This window comes from bacterium (genome assembly GCA_040755755.1).
Taxonomy (GTDB): domain Bacteria; phylum SZUA-182; class SZUA-182; order DTGQ01; family DTGQ01; genus DTGQ01.
The window spans coordinates 46,719-65,551 of the sequence record JBFLZW010000004.1 but is presented as its reverse complement, the minus strand read 5'-3'; the positions used below and the strand labels follow the sequence as shown (position 1 = coordinate 65,551).

The 18,833-nt window shown below is 47.6% G+C and carries 16 protein-coding genes; 9 read left to right on the top strand and 7 right to left on the bottom strand.

Annotated features, from left to right (window positions below):
- A partial coding sequence (locus tag AB1611_02165) for a hypothetical protein (protein MEW6378393.1) occupies positions 1-212 on the top strand: 212 nt, incomplete at its 5' end.
- Positions 213-354: 142 nt separating this feature from the next.
- On the opposite strand, the gene topA is transcribed toward AB1611_02165, so the two are convergent.
- From topA to AB1611_02150, 3 genes are read right to left on the bottom strand one after another with little or no spacing between them, the layout of a single operon-like run.
- Complete coding sequence (gene topA / locus AB1611_02160; protein ID MEW6378392.1) at positions 355-2,766, bottom strand: type I DNA topoisomerase; 2,412 nt, start codon at positions 2,764-2,766, stop codon at positions 355-357.
- 18 nt (positions 2,767-2,784) lie between these two features.
- Positions 2,785-3,879 (bottom strand): DNA-processing protein DprA, encoded by a 1,095-nt coding sequence (gene dprA, locus AB1611_02155; protein ID MEW6378391.1) that lies wholly within the window; start codon positions 3,877-3,879, stop codon positions 2,785-2,787.
- A gap of 17 nt (positions 3,880-3,896) precedes the next feature.
- Positions 3,897-4,565, bottom strand: coding sequence for a peptidylprolyl isomerase (locus AB1611_02150; protein ID MEW6378390.1), 669 nt, complete (start codon positions 4,563-4,565; stop codon positions 3,897-3,899).
- A 275-nt stretch (positions 4,566-4,840) separates the two neighbouring features.
- Between AB1611_02150 and AB1611_02145 the strand changes: the two genes are divergently transcribed.
- The 6 genes from AB1611_02145 (at position 4,841) to AB1611_02120 (ending at position 14,921) form a co-directional block, all read left to right on the top strand.
- The gene (locus AB1611_02145) at positions 4,841-5,461 is read left to right on the top strand and encodes a sigma-70 family RNA polymerase sigma factor (protein MEW6378389.1); all 621 of its coding nucleotides are present in this window, start codon (positions 4,841-4,843) and stop codon (positions 5,459-5,461) included.
- A 278-nt stretch (positions 5,462-5,739) separates the two neighbouring features.
- On the top strand, positions 5,740-6,234 hold the full coding sequence (locus AB1611_02140; GenBank protein MEW6378388.1) for a hypothetical protein: 495 nt from the start codon (positions 5,740-5,742) through the stop codon (positions 6,232-6,234).
- 58 nt (positions 6,235-6,292) lie between these two features.
- Positions 6,293-8,530, top strand: a complete 2,238-nt coding sequence (locus AB1611_02135; protein ID MEW6378387.1) for a CHAT domain-containing protein — start codon at positions 6,293-6,295, stop codon at positions 8,528-8,530.
- A 62-nt stretch (positions 8,531-8,592) separates the two neighbouring features.
- Positions 8,593-10,620 carry a hypothetical protein gene (locus tag AB1611_02130; protein ID MEW6378386.1) on the top strand — a complete coding sequence of 676 codons (2,028 nt, stop codon included), beginning with the start codon at positions 8,593-8,595 and terminating at the stop codon, positions 10,618-10,620.
- Positions 10,621-10,646: 26 nt separating this feature from the next.
- The gene (locus tag AB1611_02125) at positions 10,647-11,963 is read left to right on the top strand and encodes a hypothetical protein (protein ID MEW6378385.1); all 1,317 of its coding nucleotides are present in this window, start codon (positions 10,647-10,649) and stop codon (positions 11,961-11,963) included.
- A 1,266-nt stretch (positions 11,964-13,229) separates the two neighbouring features.
- The gene (locus AB1611_02120) at positions 13,230-14,921 is read left to right on the top strand and encodes a carboxypeptidase-like regulatory domain-containing protein (GenBank protein MEW6378384.1); all 1,692 of its coding nucleotides are present in this window, start codon (positions 13,230-13,232) and stop codon (positions 14,919-14,921) included.
- 42 nt (positions 14,922-14,963) lie between these two features.
- Here AB1611_02120 and AB1611_02115 read toward each other — a convergent pair whose 3' ends face one another.
- From AB1611_02115 to AB1611_02100, 4 genes are all read right to left on the bottom strand, one after another.
- Complete coding sequence (locus AB1611_02115) at positions 14,964-15,662, bottom strand: SAM-dependent methyltransferase (protein MEW6378383.1); 699 nt, start codon at positions 15,660-15,662, stop codon at positions 14,964-14,966.
- A gap of 48 nt (positions 15,663-15,710) precedes the next feature.
- Positions 15,711-16,229, bottom strand: a complete 519-nt coding sequence (locus tag AB1611_02110; protein ID MEW6378382.1) for a DUF3368 domain-containing protein — start codon at positions 16,227-16,229, stop codon at positions 15,711-15,713.
- Entirely contained in the window at positions 16,190-16,399 is a 210-nt protein-coding gene (locus AB1611_02105; protein MEW6378381.1) for a hypothetical protein, read from the bottom strand. The genes AB1611_02110 and AB1611_02105 overlap by 40 nt, the downstream gene beginning before the upstream one ends.
- An 85-nt stretch (positions 16,400-16,484) precedes the next feature.
- Complete coding sequence (locus AB1611_02100; protein MEW6378380.1) at positions 16,485-17,012, bottom strand: GNAT family N-acetyltransferase; 528 nt, start codon at positions 17,010-17,012, stop codon at positions 16,485-16,487.
- Positions 17,013-17,229: 217 nt separating this feature from the next.
- Here AB1611_02100 and AB1611_02095 point away from each other — a divergent pair, with 217 nt between their 5' ends.
- Both AB1611_02095 and AB1611_02090 read left to right on the top strand, forming a co-directional pair.
- The gene (locus AB1611_02095) at positions 17,230-17,568 is read left to right on the top strand and encodes a hypothetical protein (protein MEW6378379.1); all 339 of its coding nucleotides are present in this window, start codon (positions 17,230-17,232) and stop codon (positions 17,566-17,568) included.
- Between the two features lie 349 nt (positions 17,569-17,917).
- Positions 17,918-18,832, top strand: a complete 915-nt coding sequence (locus AB1611_02090) for a formate dehydrogenase accessory protein FdhE (protein ID MEW6378378.1) — start codon at positions 17,918-17,920, stop codon at positions 18,830-18,832.
- Position 18,833: the final 1 nt, after the last annotated feature.

The following is an 18,833-nucleotide window of genomic DNA, read 5'->3' as shown; positions in this document are numbered from 1 at the left end:
ACCATAACTCAGATACCGATTCTCAGGGTCCAATTAATGAAGATGAAACAGCCTCTGTGAAACCATTATCACACCCCTACCAATTCTTTACTATGATAGGAGAAAAACTCAAAAAGTACTGGAAAATCGGCATTCACTGGTTATCTGCATTACGAAAGATTTTACATCATCCCTTCGATAATGCGGCTATCAAAATTTTAGCTACTACCTAGCAAATGCTATGCAAAATGTATTCCGTTTCGTATGGTTCCCCCACACTCAGGCTGAAATGCGGCTACCAGCCTCCCCCATCAAGGGGGAGGAGAGCATAAGGCTGCTCTCCCCCAGATGGGAAACATCTGATGGAATCCCATCTCACTTCTCCTCCGCATAATCGCACTCTTTATTTCCGCAGGTCAATTTATTCCGATTCTGAACCAGAAACGAATATCCGCATTTAGGGCATTTTTCCGGTATGGGTTTATGCCAGGTCGAGAAGTTGCATTTGGGGTAATTGCTGCAGCTATAAAAGACCTTTCCCCGCTTGGTTTTTTTCTCGGTCAGGTACCCGTCGCACCCCGATTCGGGGCAGGAGACGCCGATGCTGATCGGTTTGATGAATTTGCATTTCGGGTATTCGACACAGGATAAAAACCGGCCATAGGGGCCGACCTTGATTTGCATGGCCGAGCCGCATTTTTCGCATTTCTCGTTCTGGGCCAGCTCGATTTCTTTCTGGTCGGTGGTACTGAGTGAGACAGTATTTTTGCACTTCGGATAGGCTGAGCAGGCCAGAAAATTGCCAAATCGGCTGTGTTTCAGGACCATGGGGCTGCCGCACTTGTCGCAGTGCTGATCCTGGTGTTCATTTTCCTGAATGATGACCTCACCATTTTCACCCCGCCTAAACTCCTTGGCGTTTTTACACTGCGGATAGCCCGTGCAGGAGAGAAATTCACCATTGCGGCCCCATTTTATGGCCATTGGCTTCCCACATTTTTCACAGGTTTTGTCAGTCAGGATTCCTTCCCGCTTTACGTCCCGCATGCTGTTTTCCGCTTTCTGCACGTATTGGGTAAATGAATCGTAGAAGAAGCGCAGGGCCTTGACCCAATCCCGCTTTCCTTCTTCGATCTCATCCAGGCTGCTCTCCATCTGGGCGGTGAATTCCACATCCAGGACTTGCGGAAAACTGTCAACCAGAAGGTCATTGACCAGCATACCCAATTCGGTAGGCACGAATTTCCCTTTGCCGTCTCTGTTCACATACTCCCGGTTGACAATGGTGCTTAAAATGGTGGCATACGTACTTGGCCGTCCGATTCCTTTTTCTTCCAGCTCCTTGACCAGGGTGGCATCGGAGAACCGGGGCGGGGGCTGAGTAAAGTGCTGTTTGGGCTCCAGCTTGTTCAGCGAGGCGGTTTCTCCCTCTGTCAGGTTGGGCAGTTCCTTTTGCCTGTCCGGTGATGAAGCATCACCATCTTCCTGAGCGGAAGAAGAGGGGTCATCGTCCCGTCCCTCCTGGTAGAGCTGCATGAATCCCTTGAAGATGATGATCGATCCGGTGGCCCGGAAAAGGTAGTGCCCGGCCTCAAGATCAATAGTGGTCATATCCATCAGGGCATCTTCCATCTGACAGGCCACAAACCGGTTCCAGATGAGCTGATACAGGAGGAATTCTTCAGCTTTCAGGAAGGGTTTTATTTTTTCCGGCTCCCGGAGCGTGGATGTAGGGCGTATGGCCTCGTGTGCATCCTGGGCATTATTTTTGTTCTTGTATATCTTTGGCCGGGAGGGTAAGTATTCCCTGCCAAAGCGGGAAAGGATATAGGATCGTACCTCTTGTATGGATTCATCGGCAATGCGGGTTGAATCCGTTCGCATATAAGTGATCAGTCCCGTGCTTCCTTCCGCTCCAAGCTCAATCCCTTCATAGAGCTTCTGGGCGACCGACATGGTTTTTTTGGCTGAAAACCGGAGCTTGCGAAAAGCTTCCTGCTGCAGCTTACTCGTGGTAAAGGGGGCAACCGGCTGCTTCTTTTTCTTCTTGCGGTCAACTTTAACCACCCGAAAATCATGGGCTTTGACCTCATCAACCACCTGGCTGGCCTGGGTCTCGGTCTCGATTTCGGCTTTCTGATCGCCGATCTTGAACAACCTGGCGGTAAAGGGCGGAGGAAGGCTCCCTTCAAGGTAAGCCGTGATTGTCCAGTATTCCCTGGAGACGAAATTCTTGATCTCCCGCTCGCGCTCGCAAATCAGCCTCACTGCCACCGACTGCACCCGTCCGGCACTTAATCCCCACCGGACCTTGCGCCACAGAATGGGGCTGATCTTATATCCTACCAGCCGGTCCAGAATCCGCCTGGCCTGCTGGGCATTGACCTTGTCTTCATTGATCGTGCCGGGGCTGGATAAAGCCTGGAGAACCGCTTTCTTGGTGATTTCGTTAAACAGGACCCGATAAATCTGAAAGCTTCCGTTTTCTTCCTTCAGTGCATTGGCAATATGCCAACTGATTGCCTCTCCTTCCCGGTCCGGATCAGGAGCCAGGAAGACGATCCCTACTTTTTTCGCTGCTTTTTTAATATCTGCCAGAACCTTCTCTTTGCCCTCGATGGTGATATACTCCGGCGTAAATTCATGGGTGATATCTACTCCCAGCCGATTGGAAGGCAGATCTTTTACATGCCCCACTGAGGCTTTGACCAGGTAGTCTGACCCTAAAAATTTGGTAATAGTTTTTACCTTAGCGGGAGACTCAACAATAATAAGAGCATTGGCCATTTTTCCTTCTCCCATTCCTTATACCCTGATAAACAGCTTCCCCGGAAGCTGTTTTATAATCCCTTTCATTTCCAATGTCAATAAAATAGTATGGATATCCTGCGGGTAAAGCCCGCTCTTTTGAATTATAACATCAATCGGTACAGGATCATAGGAGAGAAGTGCATAAATTTTGCTTTCTTCCTGATCGAGTTTCATTTTGGGAGTCTGGGACGAATCAGCCATCTGAGCCTGCCGGTTGATGGGAGCAATCCCCAATTCCTCCAGAATATCCTCTATTCCCTCGACCAGTCGCGCTCCCTGCTTGATAAGCTGATTGGTTCCCCTGCTGCTGGGAGAATAAATGTTGCCGGGAATGGCAAAAACCTCCCTCCCCTGCTCGAGAGCACAGTTGGCGGTAATCAGTGCTCCGCTCTTCTCTCTGGCCTCGACGATGAGTACCCCTCGAGGAATTCCGCTGATAATGCGGTTTCGGATCGGAAAGTTCATCTTATGGGGCTCGGTACCAAAGGGAAACTCCGAAATTACCGCCCCATTGGCAATAATGCGCTCCATAAGGTTTTTATTCTCCGGCGGGTAGGCTACATCGATACCGCTTCCCAGAACAGCTATGGTTTTTCCTCCTCCTGTCAGAGCGCTGCGATGGGCAATCGTATCAATGCCCCTGGCCATGCCGCTGACAATCAAAAATCCACTGGCCACCAGTTCCTGTGATATTCGCTCAGTGACCATTTGTCCATAATAGGTTGCCCTTCGGGAGCCGACAATCGCTATACTCCTGCTCATGTCGTCAGGAAGGCTGCCTTTGACATACAAGGCCAGGGGAGGGTCGTAAATCTCTTTCAACAGGTGAGGAAATTCGGAATCCAGGAGGGTAATGATTATAGCTTTGGCCAGATGAGCTTTTTTTTCTTCCTGCCGTATAATGGCCTCAGGGTCGGCGAATTGCAGGTTTTGCAGGAACAGCGGACGGCATTCCGGCCAGGATGCCGCCCTGCTTTTTAATCGGAAGATTTCCTGTGCTGAGCCAAGCTCATTGATTAACCGTAATTTTTGTCCGGCTCCCATGCCGGAAACCGCATTGAGCGCGATCCAGTATTCTCTCTCCTCCACAGGCTCCTCCCTCTTGGTCAGGGAAGAGATCGAATGGATTTGATAACTACCGGCACAGCAGGTACATCGCTATGGAATTCTTTGGTTGTCGGAACATTTCCGATTTTGGCAACCACATCCATCCCTTCGGTCACCCTTCCGAACACACAGTATCCATATCCCTGCTCCGATTCATTCTGATGATCGAGGAACTTGTTGTCTTTTAAGTTGATGAAAAATTGTGATGTGGCACTATCAACCACAGGAGTTCTGGCCATGGCTACCGTTCCGGCCGTATTGCTGATTTTGTTGCCGGCTTCGTTTTTGATGGGTGGCTTTGTCGGCTTTTGAATCATGTCGGCAGTAAATCCGCCCCCCTGAATAACGAAGTTTGGCACCACCCGGTGAAATATCGTTCCGTCGTAAAATTTTTCCTGTACATAACTGAGGAAATTTTTTACGGTCAAAGGGGCTTCTTTTTCAAAAAGTTCAATTTTTATCTTCCCCAGAGAGGTCTCTACGACCACGACAGGGTTTTTCGTCTTTTTGGTTTCCTGTGTCTTGGCCTCTACCGCTACGGCAGCGGGCTGAGCATCATGAGATTTGTCCTTTTCCGGTTTATTTTGTGCCTGACTCGAATTGATAAGGATTCCCAGGGAAAAAAGGAAAGATGCCCCGACAATGACTGCACAACGTCTGAAGATCATGATCGCACACCTCACTGTTAATGGAAAGGATTTAATTGAAAATGTAAGCTTATTGAAAAAGTACCAGACCAGAAAATATTATATAATAGGTGAAAATATTGTCAAGGGAAAGGCGTTTCCAGACTGAGGAGTTATAGCCAATCAAGGGTTTGTAAATAATGAAGTTGACATGGCAGATGACTTTTCATTATAGTATGTTAGGTGTCTTGAAATTCGATCGGATGACTTAATGCTTCCGGGCAGAATGAAGATGTAAGAAGGAGTAGTGAAAAAATATGAATACCATACTACAAGATGGAGAGATTACAGGTTTTCTGGAAGCCTGTATCAGCCGGGATGAGCGTGCCTGGGATGAATTCATTGCCAAGTACAGCAAACTGATATACAATTATATTATTAAAACTTTAAAAAGATATAACTTTCAGTTTCAATCGGATGAGTTAGAGGAAATCTACAACCGGATTTTTGCCGCACTGCTGGAGAATGACTGCCGCAGGCTGCAAAATTTCCGGGGAACAACGGAAAAATCGTTTACCGCCTACCTGCGGGAAATCTGTTTTCACAACACGGTGGATTTTCTTCGAGAGAAACGATTCTTTCTGGATATTGAGGATGTCCCGGAAAGCCCCTCTCTGGAGTCAGGCTATGATAATCTTGAATTGAAGCAATTGCAAAATATTATCGGGGAATTAAAAAAAGAGCTCAACCCCCGGCACCAGCTTTTCTTCAAGCTGATTTTCGAAGAGGAGCTCAGTTCCGACGAGGTGGGAAGGATTATGAACCTGAAGTTGAATGCCATTCACCAATTGAAGTTCCGGCTGGTTAATAAGCTTGTTCAGATTGCCAAGGAAAAAAATTTATACCGTGATTTGGAAACGTTCATAAGGGATTTTTAGATTATTCGTCTATCTGGGTGATGTTAACCTTAAAAAGAGTCCACCTGACAAGGAGTTAAACCATGGAAAGAGACGTTGAGAAGTTGACTGAGGTACTGCACAGTATCTCACCCCGAAAAAGGGGGACCGTACCCCGCTGTACTCCTGATTGCTTGACTGAAGAGAGGTTAGAAGCATATTACCAGGGGACCTTACCCAAATCTGAAGGAACAGAGATTGGCAAGCATCTTGTGAGTTGCCGTTATTGCTCTGATAGACTGATTATTTTAAACCAGCTGATGGCTGGCGAATTAGTCGATGTGCCTCAGAGGCTCATGGTCAAAGCCAAACAGGCTATCTTTGGCAGTTCCAATCGAGTTCTGGAAATAGTTTTGAGTATTACCCAAAAAGCAATCAGGATTATTAAGAACACTGGAGAATTGCTGACTCCAGAACCTGTCTTGCAGCCTGCCCGCGGACAAGAGGATAAGATCAAGCAAGACCAATTGTCCGATTTCATTACGATCTCCAAGGAATTCAAGGATCTGAAGATGGATATCCAGATCGAGTGCATTAATGACTCATATAAGGTCATTCTCAATGCTTCGGATCCTATCAACCAAACACCCCTGACCGGTGCCCGTCTGGCCCTCTTTTCAGGAGGAAGGGAGCTGAGCTCCATTGAGGACAGTGAAGCGATTTTCTACCTGAAACTCAGAAAATACCTCATTAAGATCCTCTTTGAAGATAGGGAATTGGGCGAGGTCCGGCTGGATCTGCGCAAGGCATCGTGAGCACGGAATTGACGACAGAGAGGAAAATCATCGCTCTGGGCAGTATGGGAAGCAAGCCATGAAAGAGGCACTCTATTTAGAAATATCCCGAAAAGCCGATAACCTGGAGATCAGTCTCAGTGAAGGCGAGCAGACTTTGACCCACTATGAAGAAAGTCGAGTCTCAAGCCTCGATCTGCAGCGCAGATGCAACGAGCTTCTCCATCTTTTGAATGCCGTCTCCCGTCACGGAAAGATTCCAGGAAAGATCCTCCATGAGCTTCAGCAGATGGGGCAGGTTCTCTATAATGAAATCTTTCCGCTCAGTATCAAAAAGGAACTTACCAATACCTCGGTTGAAGACATTATCCTGAAAATTGATAACCGCCTGGTCCAGGTTCCCTGGGAATTGATTTACACGGGACGGGAGTTCTTCTGTGAGCGGTTTAATATCGGCCGCATCGTCAAGACCCAGCAGGCTATTTCCCCTGGAGTCAAGAAAGATTTTCACCCTCCCCTGAACATGCTCATCATTACCGATCCCAGGGGAGATTTACCGTCGGCCTACGAGGAAGGGAACCGTATCCGTGAGAGCCTCCGGCAGAAGGCGGTCAATATTACCCTGGTAAGCTCTGAAGTGAGCATCGATTATCTGAAAAAAAAGATGCTTCAATTTGATCTTATTCACTACGCGGGCCATGCGGATTATGATCTGGATGATCCTTCGGCCAGTGGATGGATCCTCGAAGACGGGAAATTTACCGCTCTGGACATCCATAAACTTTCCGGTGTCAACCCCATGCCTGCCCTGGTGTTCTCGAATGCCTGTCAGTCCGGTACCACCGAAGAATGGCAAAAAGGTACCTCGGAGGGCGAAAAAATCTATGGTTTAGCCAACGCCTTTCTTCTGGCCGGAGTACAGCACTATGTCGGCACCTTCTGGAAGGTGCTGGATACGCCAAGCACAAGTTTTGCCATTGAATTTTACTACAAGCTTTTTACCGGGCAAAGCATCGGTCAGGCAATGAGATCGGCCCGTATGGCTCTCAAGGATCGCTATGGCCAGGAGAATATTCTCTGGGCAAGCTATCTGCTGTATGGAGATCCTACGGCCAGATACTTTGAACCGCTGATGAGAGACGAGGCAGCAGAGCGGGATTTCCGGTTTGTGCCTCAGTCGGCTACGCTTTCCTCTCCGCTTCCTGGCAGTCCTCCGGTCGTTCCCCAATGGAATCCGGCAACGGAATGGTTGATCCAGGAAAAAAGCCGGGGCGGCCTGCTCTGGAAAACGCGGCCTCCCTCAGAGCTTATGGAGCGAAGCTGGCAAGCGGAAAAAGAGTGCCAGGAGAGCGGTGAAGGAAAGTCGGCCAGGGGAGCAAAACCTGCCAGATCTCGCTTTTGGTACACCGCAGCCACTTTAGGAACGCTGGCTGTGGCCGGTACTCTGTTTTCGGTTTTTCATGGCAGGCAAAGCCGTCTTTCGCCAACATCGGTTAATCTTTTACCAGGCAGTTGGACTACGGTTAAAGCTGCCAACCAGTTTCCTGATGCCGATAGATTGACGGACGATAACTCCTTAGCTGAATTTTTTCAGGGATTGCTCAAAAAATATCAATGGGCACAGGGGAAAAAGGGTCCGGTAGATACCTGGAGCTCTCGGCCCCTGACGATCTTTTTCCATGCTGCTCGCGGAGGAGAAGAGGCTGAAACAGAGATTCTCCTCACCAAGATTATGCTGCATCTGCAGGGGAACCAGCGCATTACAGTTTTAGAGCGTGAAAAATTGGATGTCATCCTGCAGGAGTTGGCTGTATCTTCTTCCCCTCTGGCAAATCAGGAATGTGCACTTCGTCTTGGAGAGCTGTTGTCAGGCAATTTGCTGAGCACCTGCTCTCTCTACCGAACCGGCTCAAAATTGCAGGTTATCATACGCCTTATTGAAAATGAAAGTTCGATCGTGAAGGCTGCCTTCTCTGAAGAGTGGGAAAGTGGAACATCCGCCGATGCGATAGCCGATCGCCTGGCCCAACAAATTTCGCAAGCCCTTGATAAGCATTTCCCCTTGCAAGGGAGAATCAAAACGGTGATTAATTACGATCGCGTCATAGTAAATATCGGGGCCAGGCACGGGCTGAAATCGGGAATAAAACTAAAAATCATTAAAGATCAACATATCTATCAAAACGGAGAAATCATTGGTGAAGAAAGTGTTAAAGTTGGGGAACTTGAGGTTTCCGAGGTAAAAGCAGACTACAGCTACGCAAAAGTCCTGGGTAGATCCGAAGACCTGGCAGCCGGTATGAAAGTCATTCCTTAACACCTCAAGATCAAAAATACAGAACAATGAATAGGCAAGGTAGGTTTACACCGTTGTTTAAAATGATACTCGGGACAATGGCTCTTATTTTGTTAGCCCTTCAGCCTGGATGTGCGGTCAAGCCCGGCCCGGTTTTTTCCAAGGGAGGAAAAGAATATGGCTGGATTGAAGGTATTTGGGGCGGCAATTTCTGGAATTTCTATGAGCGGGGGCTCTCCTACTCCGAAGGAGAATTCTGGACCCCGGCCATAGATGACTTCCGGCAGTCCATCCGGCTCAAGGATCGGGACCAGCGCCGGGTGCGCACCTATGGTCTCCATATTCTCGATGATTACTTTCCTCACCGGGAAATTGGAATTGCCTACTATGCAATGGCCGATTATCAATCGGCTATCCAGGAGCTTTCCTACTCTCTGGAATGTTATCCTTCCGCCAAAGCAAAATATTACCTGAATCGCTCCCGGGAGGCTTTATTACGACAAACCCGACAGGATACCGCCTCTCCCCGGATATTTATTACCTCCCATCAGGATCGGCAACTGGTTAACGATTTTGAGGCGGTCATTGAGGGCAGAGCATGGGATGACTGTTTTATCGGGAAAATCATGGTCAATGGCGTGCCTTACCCGTGTGAGCTTTCCCGGCAGGACATGCCCTTTTCAGCAACCATTGACCTCAAAGCAGGAGTCAACGAGGTTAAAATTGTGGCCACGGACCTGGTCGGAAAGGAAACTGTGGCCAGCCTGCATCTGACCGCTGACCGGCAGGCCCCTCTTCTTTACCTCGATGACCTGCAAATTCTCCAGGAGGGTAGCCGTACAGCAAAAGAAATCCAGATTGAAGGATATATCCAGGATTTATGTGGTGTCAAAACTTTTCAGATCGATCACCAGGAAGTTTCACTCCGAGGTGACGAGGGCAGGTTCCTCTTTCGCTCTCCTCTGGATGAATCCGCGACATCTCTCCCCTTCGTGGCTGAAGATCGTCTGGGCAACCGGGTGGAGGGACGGATCGGAATAGAGGGGGATCAGCACGATATTTCTTCTTCTGAACATCCGATGCAGATTGCTTCGCTGCAACTGGCAGGGCTCAGCGGCCCTGACATGCCGGGAACCCGTGATACCCAGCCACCTGCTGTCCGACTTGATGCTCCGAAGGGAGATCTGACTGTAGACTGGGAGACCCTCTTTATCTGTGGTGAGGTTCAGGATGCAGGAGGTATTCGGGACCTTCTGGTCAATGATGAATCCATTCTGTCAGGAGATGGAAGAAAGAGGATTTATTTTAACTATATTTTAAAATTGCCGATCGGAAAAACCACCATAGCCATTAAAGCCATAGACCTGGCCGGTAATGAAAAGACAAAGTCTGTGACTATCGTGCGCAAAGTCAATCCGGTCCATCAGATTGCCTCGCGGATGAGCATGGCCATTATTCCCTTTACTCAGCGAGGGAAAGAAGACCGCAATGATCACCAGGATTTTATGAATGAGCTTCTGGTCAATGCCTTCGTGACTCAAGGCCGCTTCTCCATGGTAGACCGCCAGCGGATTGACCGGGTTGTGCGTCAATTGCAGCATGCAGATGGAGGCAATCGTGAGGTTTCCCCCCTGGAACTGGGAAAGCTGGTATCCGCTGAAACGGTTCTGGCCGGCCATATTTACGAGAACAAGGGGTTCATCGAGATCGTGGCCCGCCTTATTGATATCGAAACATCCGCGATCCTGGACTCCCAGGATGTCTACGGCCCGGCTGGTCTTGAAAACCTCAAGACACTTCTTGAGGGGCTGGCTCTGAAGTTCAAGCACAGCTTCCCGCTGGTGGAAGGTGTGATCGTGGAAAAAGATGGGCGGAGCATTTTCGTTAATCTCGGCAAAGCGAAAAATATCAAGGAATTCACGAAATTTATCGTTTTTCGCGACGGCAGGACATTGAAGGATCCGGTCACCCAAAAGGTGTTGGAAAGTCTGCCCGATGTTCTGGGAGAGGCCAAGATCATGAAGGTCTTTGAGCAAACTTCACAAGCGGATATTATCGTGAAGGATCAGCAGAAAACTGTCCGGGTTAAAGATCGAGTCATTACCAAGTGAGAGAAGGGAAGATGGAGACGAGAGCGATGAAGAGAACGGTTATTTCCTGGTGGCTGATGACCTGCCTGCTCCTGGGGGCTTTGTTGTTATTTCCTGCCGGTGTCAGTCCTTTTAATTATGACCTGATCCCTACCTCACCTACAGTTCCAGTAGGCTCAGGAGCCAGAGCCCAGGGCATGGGAGGTGCCTTTATTGCCGTAGCTGACGATGCCACTGCGGCATCCTGGAACCCCGGAGGGCTTGGACAAATAGAAAAACCAGAGATGTGTGTAGTGGGAAATTATTTTTTACGCCGAGAAGACTGGGGTAATCCTCTGGAAGATGAAGGAGGGTCTCAGAGTTCGTCTTCCGATCTCAACTATCTCAGCTTCACTTATGCCAGAAATATCTGGCAAAGAAACATATTTTTTTCTATTAATTATCAGAGACTATTTGACTTTAATCGTAGTGTCCAATTTGAAATTTCTAATCCTTATGAGCACAAAAACAAGGTGGTTACCCAAAAAATAGATTTTCATCAGGAAGGCTCTCTTTACGCTCTTTCTCCAGCCATGTCGATAGAATTTATTCCCGGTTTTTATGCCGGTTTTACCAAAAATATCTGGTCTGACAGTAAGACTGGCAAGAGTCAGTGGGAGAGCAAATGTCGTAGTGTATTCACATCATCGAATTCATCCTTGGTGGATATATCTGAAGTCAGCATGAGCTATGAAAATTTTACAGGAGAAAACTGGACCCTGGGATTCCTGTGGCAAATTTCCCAGCAATTTCAATTAGGGGGAGTATACAAAACACCATTCCAGGCCAGCGTGATATGTAAGAGTCATTATCGTTTCACGAGTGGTCTCAATCTGCCAGATAAGGAGAGGACATTTCAGATTAATTATCCCGCCGCCTACGGAGTAGGGCTTTCATATAGGCTGGGAGACTCCTGGACATTTGCCGGAGATGTGACCCGAACAAGGTGGCAGGACTACACTATTGTCGAGAAAGGGAGAGAGATTGGTCCTTTTTCCAAAGGAGATGTTGTGCCAAAGAAGGACCCTGCCTATTCTATTCGTCTGGGAGTGGAACGGGCATTTATCTTGGACGATAAAATGGGAATCGTTCTTCCTCTCCGGTTTGGGGGATTTTATGACCCTGAACCATCGGTAAATGCTCCTCATGACTATTACGGCGCGAGCTTTGGCATTGGAATCGCTGACAAACACCTGGCTTTGGATTTTGCTTATCAATACCGAACCGGGCCAGCGGTTAATGCGACCGAAACGGGCCTGGTGGGGGCAAATGAGGTGAAAATTCTCCGGCATTTGTTCTTATCCTCTCTCATTTTTTATTACTAGCGGGAATTCTCGGGGAAATTTTCTATACATGAAAACAAATGCATATATGAATTTTATTTCAGGTTAATTCATGGCCTGATAGGGCCAAATAAAGATAATGAGCAATATTTACTCTCATTTTACAAGGGATTAATAGGAGAGAATTCCTTTCATATGCCTGCAATAACAGGCACTGATGTTGCAAATCGGAATTTAGGCTTGTGGCTTGGTCTGCATTTTATTCAAAAGCAAGTTGCAGCTCTTAGTTGGTGGTTAGGAAGGTAAGAGACAATGAAGGCAGCGGTTCTGAGGGGATGGGTATATACAGTTATCTTGTTGACTATCTTGGGTGGTTCGCAAAGATATGTATGCGCCCAGGCGATTAAGGATCCAGGGGGAGCAGATGCTTCCTTCGCTTCTTTTGCCGCTGCTATGACCAAGATGTCATCTGCTCAGGCGATGGCAGGTGGAATAGGAGGAGAATTTCCATCATTACTTGGTCTGGACCCCTCCATGCTGTTCGGTTCGGATCTTTCTCTGGCTATGGGGCTTAATACTATGCTCAGTCCCTTCATCTCACCTTCATCCCTTGGCGGCAATACATTGATGTCAGCGGCCATACTATCGCAGTCTCAGTCTATGCTTGGAGTGACCCCTGTGGGAGGAGGGATAGTCGGGACAGCTCCGATGAGTCCTATCGGGAGCACTCCTGGAGGAGATGCGAGTCTTTTGATGAACTTTTTCGGTCTGGGGGGAGGCATTCTTCCCGGTGCCAGTGGTGCACTCAACAATATCTCCTTTCCTCTTCAACCCAGTTTACCGTTACCGTTTCTCTCAAGCCAGGGAAGAGGAATATATCCTTTAGGTGGACTTGCTTCTACCCTTATGACGTCACCCTTTAATCCATTAGGCTTGTCAAACTCCCTTCTCTCCTCTTTACAGATGGGGGGCTATCAATATGGTAACTCCCCTTCGGGCCCAATCTTAGGAGGGATGCTCGGGATAAACTCTATGCCTGGTGGCGGGTATACATATCCCCTCTTTGGGAATTCACTTACTCTGCCAGGGGGAAGTTACCTTCCCACTATGCCTTCCTCGACGGGAAATAATGCCGCCTGGCCACTAAGATTGCCAGATTCCTTCAACCCCAATGGCCTTCTTTCCCTCCAACCAAGCAGCCTCGACCTGTATTCAGGGTATGGAGGATTTTATGGAGGGTCTTATGGAGGTGCTACCTCTGGTGGATTCTACCCTACCATCCTAAATAGTGCCCGTCCTTCTATAGCCATGATTGTCTGGCCAGCAGTTATTTTTGGAGTTGTTAAGGATCAAGAAGGAAGAGGCCTGGAATCTGCCGTTATTGATATTGCTTATTCAGGCCAGAGAGTAGCCCAATTAATAAGTAGGCTTCCTGATGGAGATTATGGGCTGAGTCCATCCTTTCTTGGTGAGGAATCTTCACTAACCATCTCTTATGGGCATAGATACACCTTCTATGAAACATTTTACGTTGTCGGTCCTACCCAGTGCGACTTTATCATGATTCCCGGCACTGTCCGTGATGAAATCACCGGCATCCCTCTGGGTCGGGTAGAGGTTTTAGCTACCTCTCTTGATTCTCCTTACCTCCAGGCAACAACAACGACCGATCCTGATGGCACGTACCAGCTCTTTCTCCCGGTCATTCGCACGGCTGGAGACCGCAGAGACTACAAAGACTACACGATAACAGCCCGTCTGCCCCTGTCCAGCGGGAGTAATACCAACCATACGGCCACTCCGGTGCGAGTTCCTTCCGAAGGAAGCAAACAGCTTAACTTTGCCTTGAATCTGCCTCAATTTTCCGGCAAGGTTGTTGATATTCTGAATCACAGTCCTCTTAAAGGTGCGGAAATCAAAATCTCTCCTGCGCCCTCAACCGTCATACTCCCCATCGCCAATACTATCGAGAGCGGGCCCGAAGGAAATTTTCACGTACCTCTTCCCCTGGGGACTTATACGCTCGAAGTTACGAAGAGTAAATATCAACCGAAAACCGTCACTCTCCAGTTCTATGCAACCATGGAAAATTATCTCATTGAACTGACAAGGGAGGAGGACCGTCCCCGTCCGCAAAATACCCGGCCGGTTATTACCTCACCCCAGGATGGCCAGGAGATAACGGTGAATGCCGGTAAAGAGCTGCGCTTTTCCGTAGTAGCCCAAGATGCTGAAAATCCCTATCTCTTTTATACGATCCAGGGGGGGGCGAAGGACTGGCCTCAAATCCCCCCGGAAGACCCGGAGGGCGGATCAGCAGGTATACCCAAAGAGTATCACCATCTTACCAGTCTGGCTGACCTCGGTGAGTATACCTTGAAGATTACGGTTAGTGATCTTGACTTAGTTACTAGCGTGCATATCAAGGTAAAAGTCCAATACCCCCTTCAGTTAAGGTTAACCAGGGGCTTAAACCTGATCAGTTACCCGGCGGGACCGGAGGGTTCTATTGACTCTGCTTTTGATTTGCTCTCTCTCCTGGGAGACGCTAATAAGGTTGAGAGCATCAGCCGGTACGACACGATCCAGGGAAAGTACATCAGTGCCGGATATACCCAGGACGGGAAAAAGAGGGGTTCTGATTTCCCCATCAGCAGCCAGGAAGGATATACCGTCTATGCCAAACAACCGGTCACCGTTAACCTGAAGATTCAACGTGCCAATCTTACCTCCTGCACGCTCAATTTAAAGCAGGGAACCAATCTGGTCGGAATACCCGTGGTGATGGGAGACCGGTATTCCTCTCATGATCTTCTGCTGGACCTCGGTCCAAATACTGCCGGAAGTCTGTACCACTATAACCCGGCAAAAGGAGCATGCGAGTTTACCTACTGGATTGGAAATCATCCGGGAGGAGAGGATTTCCCTATCCAGATGGGAGAGGGGTATTTCATCGAGGCCATTACCGACAAGCAGCTTTCTCTGCCGCTGTTGAGATAGCTCTCAGTATACCGCGCATTACATGGAGGGCCATATAAAGATTCATCTCGAAATCCTCATCATTTCATTCCCTCCGCGTTGAAACTCGTAAGGCACCTTTTCTATCCTGACGGTAAATCCGCGATGCTCAAGCTCAGGTATAATTACCTCCACATAGGGGGACCTGGTCACTTCAAGATCAATGAGCGGGAAAATGCGCACTTCACTGGCCACTCTGCACATTTCATGAATTGAGCTTCGGTGGAAGTCCAGTGACAATTGGCCGGTGTAGAGGAACAAAAAGTGAGAGCATAAGGCCAAATCAAACTGTCTGGCAGCAAAGGGCAATGAGGGAAGTTTTTCAGCACAATAGCGGCCCTCTCTCTTTCCCTGATCATAGTCATCCAGAAACTTTCTCATGGCCTCCATTCTGACCTTACCGAGCTCTTCTACCGATTTTATGGTATCCCAGACAAAATTATCCTTATTACGGGATGTTTGCTCCAGGACCTGATGGCAGGTTTCACTGATGCGGCTTTCTATCTCTTTGGCCGTAAACTGGTAGAGAGGATCGCAGGAGATAACCCTGTGGCCTTCTCTCTTCATTTCGCTATTGAAGCCCGACGGCCCATCCGCGCAGCCGAGAATACTTCGCTGCAGGTCTTCTGCGGACAAGCGAAACATCCTCACGTATTCATCAAACGATCTTCCCCACGGTACAACCTGATCAAGGGTAAATGGCATCTCTTTATCTTTGTCCATTGTGGTTATAAGCTGGAAATTGGAAAGAATGGAATACAAGACAACCTCTCACATATCCATGAGTGCTTTTTGTGCCTCTTCAAAGGTTTTGGCAGAAAGCCATAGAGAGGATCTTTTAAGGTTGTCCAGTGCCTGTTCAGCCTCCCTTCTTGATAAATATCCCTTGGCTGCATTCCACAGTACAATACCCAAAGAACCATGCACTTCCAAGCCCAGCAAAGAAGCAAACAATCGTGCAGATGAATCATCTGTCAGCAGCCAATCCGCTTTCTGCATTCTGGCTAAAATAAAGGCATCCGCTTCTCCCGTATGGAGGCCTCCAATCTTTGCCCACATTTCAGCCTCTTTCAATTCTGAAGAGGAAAGCTGGATAACTCGAAGCCACTCAGGCCAGCGATCATCAATATCTGTAATAGCCAGGACTTCGGCTGATACTCTTTGCGGCAGTAAGATTTCACCCACATTATTAAGCGAAGACAAAAATCCCGCCTCATAGAGATGAATGATCGGGCCAGCATCACAGACGGCTATTGGCATTTGATCTTCCGAGCTTCTTTTTTTGCCCATTCGATATCTTCATGGGCAAAGCGTTCCATGAGATCAATCTTATTGCAGCGGACAAACTCAGAGATTGCAGCCAGTAAAACATCCATTTCAGAATGAAACAAACCAGCTTTTACATAACTCTCCACGGCTATAGCCAAGTCATCCGGCAGATCTATTGACACAGATTTCATAAATTTTCTCCCGCAAAGTTGTTCTTTCTCTTATCTTCCTGTAAACTAGATTACCAAAGAAAGATAATCTTTTCAATATGCGCCCCTATAAACTCTGATTACCACATTTCTTCACCCGATAAATGTCAGCCCACTTTTGATCTGCAAGAACTACAGAGGTTTCGATCTGGCGGTTGTGAATCGACCAGTATTGTTTCAGCAGCCGGTCTTTCTCCTCCGGGGAGACTAACCGGAAGCCATGCTTTTCGTAGAAGCGGATAGCCCAAAGGGCGTCGGCCCAGGTGCCGATTAAAACCGGCCGGGTGGTCATGGTGCAGAGAAATTTCAATAACCTGCTCCCTATTCCCTGCTTTTGCCTGCTGGTCAGCGTATAGGCATGTCTGATAAGCGTTACATCCTGGATATGCTGGATGCCCATGATCCCGACTAAATTGCCATCTTCCTCATGCCCCCAGAAGGCGACACCATGCTCGATTTCATGCTGAAGCTCACTGCGGGGCATATAGGGCACTTTCCAGCAATCCTTCGGAATAACGCCGCAATAAGCCTGGGCTGCATCATTAATGATGGTGTACATAATCTCAAAGTCACTCTGGCTGCATTGGCGAATCATATCCTGCGCTCCTTCTTTCTTTGGGTATTTTAGCTTTGGCATTGAATTCTTAAATTACCATATTTTGAAAAATGCCGCAACAAACCCGTGTATTTTTTCATTATCTAATTAAGTAACGGCTTTTTCTATTTATAACCGAAAATATCATCACAGGGAGTTGGTATTTTTGCTTTTACCTACAAACCAAGCTTTTCCAGCGTAAACGAGGTGATATTATATGAAGCAGCAATTATTCAAATTGATGGTGATCCTTTTCCTGGCTTATGCATTTATCAGTGGACCGGGTTTCGCCAGCCGCGCCCTTGCCGGTGAGGGGAAATCGGCGGATCAAAGACCCCTGGTAAGGGCTGTTAAACAGGCAATGGGTCAAGGTGATTCATTACCGGATCTCAATATAACCATCCCTACGACGATTCCGGAATTGATCGACATGGTTATGAATTCGGAAATCGCCCAGCAGGTCAAGGGGGTTTATCAGAAAAGAATGGAGGCAAGAGCGGAAAGAGTGGAAAAGTTGAGAGACTTTTTTAACCGGAATGACCAAAGTTCAGATTGATGAGGCTAACACCTCCTCACTTTTTTCTCCTTTTTACGTAAATGATGTATTTTAATTTCATTTGTGATGCAGTATAATGCAGCCGCATAAATACCAACTCCTTATATCTTCTCCCGGTGAAGTATGCAGAATAGTTTACAGTTACCCCTCGGTTCGAGAATGACAGCTCTCAATATCAACCGAAAGGGTCCGCATAAAGAACTAGAAAGGTTTTGTAATTTCAGGCCTGACATTTCAAGCAGGTATGAGGAACAAATTTTGCAGTATCTGACACCTTGAGTTCTCAAGTTGGATAAGCTCACTGAAAAACCCTGGTTACTCAAATGATCAAAAGGGGAAAATGAATAGTATGCATTACACATTTGAACAGGTTGAGAAAGTGTTGGACCGCATCCAGAAGAAGCACCCTGAGATTGATGAAATAGTCATTTTTTACAAAGAGATATTAAAACGGCAGTTACAGGCCAAGAAGAATATCCATCTGCCATCCATTGCCCTGGCCGAAGAGAAAACCAGAGGGAAACTTGAGAAAGGCTGTCCTTTGCTTGAGTTGAGTTTCATACCTGCCAATTTTAAGGCATATGAGCCCTTGATAGGAGAATTGACCGCACTGCTGAAAAATAGAGGACCGGCAGTCAATAATCAAATAGAAAACATTCATCAGGATATCCTGAGAGACTCATATATATTCATCAGCCTGGCCCAAAATTACCTGCTGCATAATTGGGCTCCCATCTATGACTTTGCTCAGGTTCACGACCTTGATCTTGCTCTTCTTTTTTTCTTTCTCAAGAACAGTGTGAAACCCTTTGCTGAGTCTGTGGCTGAGGAGATTGTCAGCACTTGCAATCTTCCCTCCTGGACAGAGTCGTCATGCCCTATCTGCGGTTCTCTTCCTGCCCTGTCCTATTTAAAACCAGTGAAAGCTGAGGAGAGTCAAAATCAGCTCTCTTTCCAGGGAAGGCAGAGGTTTCTCATCTGCTCCCTGTGTAACCACTGCTGGTCATTCCCACGGTTGAGATGCCCTTTTTGTCAGACAGAGCAGGCAGACGCCCTCCAGTATTTTTACCTGGACTCAGACGATAAGGCTGGCAGGATTGATGTTTGCAATAATTGTAAAGGATATATCAAAACTATTAATTACGATTATGGACTGATACCAGAAGAACTGCTCTTTCTGGAAGATCTCAACACCATTCATTGGGACCTGATGGCTGAAAAGGAAGGCTACTGTAAGAAAGCCAAGGGGATATTTTCCCTGTAAC

What these genes read in the sequence shown, in the direction of transcription:
- topA (MEW6378392.1), bottom strand. Translation starts at nt 2,766, where the DNA reads ATGGCCAATGCTCTTATTATTGTTGAGTCTCCCGCTAAGGTAAAAACT.
- AB1611_02150 (MEW6378390.1), bottom strand. Translation starts at nt 4,565, where the DNA reads ATGATCTTCAGACGTTGTGCAGTCATTGTCGGGGCATCTTTCCTTTTT.
- AB1611_02145 (MEW6378389.1), top strand. Translation starts at nt 4,841, where the DNA reads ATGAATACCATACTACAAGATGGAGAGATTACAGGTTTTCTGGAAGCC.
- AB1611_02140 (MEW6378388.1), top strand. Translation starts at nt 5,740, where the DNA reads ATGGCTGGCGAATTAGTCGATGTGCCTCAGAGGCTCATGGTCAAAGCC.
- AB1611_02135 (MEW6378387.1), top strand. Translation starts at nt 6,293, where the DNA reads ATGAAAGAGGCACTCTATTTAGAAATATCCCGAAAAGCCGATAACCTG.
- AB1611_02130 (MEW6378386.1), top strand. Translation starts at nt 8,593, where the DNA reads ATGATACTCGGGACAATGGCTCTTATTTTGTTAGCCCTTCAGCCTGGA.
- AB1611_02125 (MEW6378385.1), top strand. Translation starts at nt 10,647, where the DNA reads ATGAAGAGAACGGTTATTTCCTGGTGGCTGATGACCTGCCTGCTCCTG.
- AB1611_02120 (MEW6378384.1), top strand. Translation starts at nt 13,230, where the DNA reads ATGATTGTCTGGCCAGCAGTTATTTTTGGAGTTGTTAAGGATCAAGAA.
- AB1611_02115 (MEW6378383.1), bottom strand. Translation starts at nt 15,662, where the DNA reads ATGGACAAAGATAAAGAGATGCCATTTACCCTTGATCAGGTTGTACCG.
- AB1611_02110 (MEW6378382.1), bottom strand. Translation starts at nt 16,229, where the DNA reads ATGGGCAAAAAAAGAAGCTCGGAAGATCAAATGCCAATAGCCGTCTGT.
- AB1611_02105 (MEW6378381.1), bottom strand. Translation starts at nt 16,399, where the DNA reads ATGAAATCTGTGTCAATAGATCTGCCGGATGACTTGGCTATAGCCGTG.
- AB1611_02100 (MEW6378380.1), bottom strand. Translation starts at nt 17,012, where the DNA reads ATGATTCGCCAATGCAGCCAGAGTGACTTTGAGATTATGTACACCATC.
- AB1611_02095 (MEW6378379.1), top strand. Translation starts at nt 17,230, where the DNA reads ATGAAGCAGCAATTATTCAAATTGATGGTGATCCTTTTCCTGGCTTAT.
- AB1611_02090 (MEW6378378.1), top strand. Translation starts at nt 17,918, where the DNA reads ATGCATTACACATTTGAACAGGTTGAGAAAGTGTTGGACCGCATCCAG.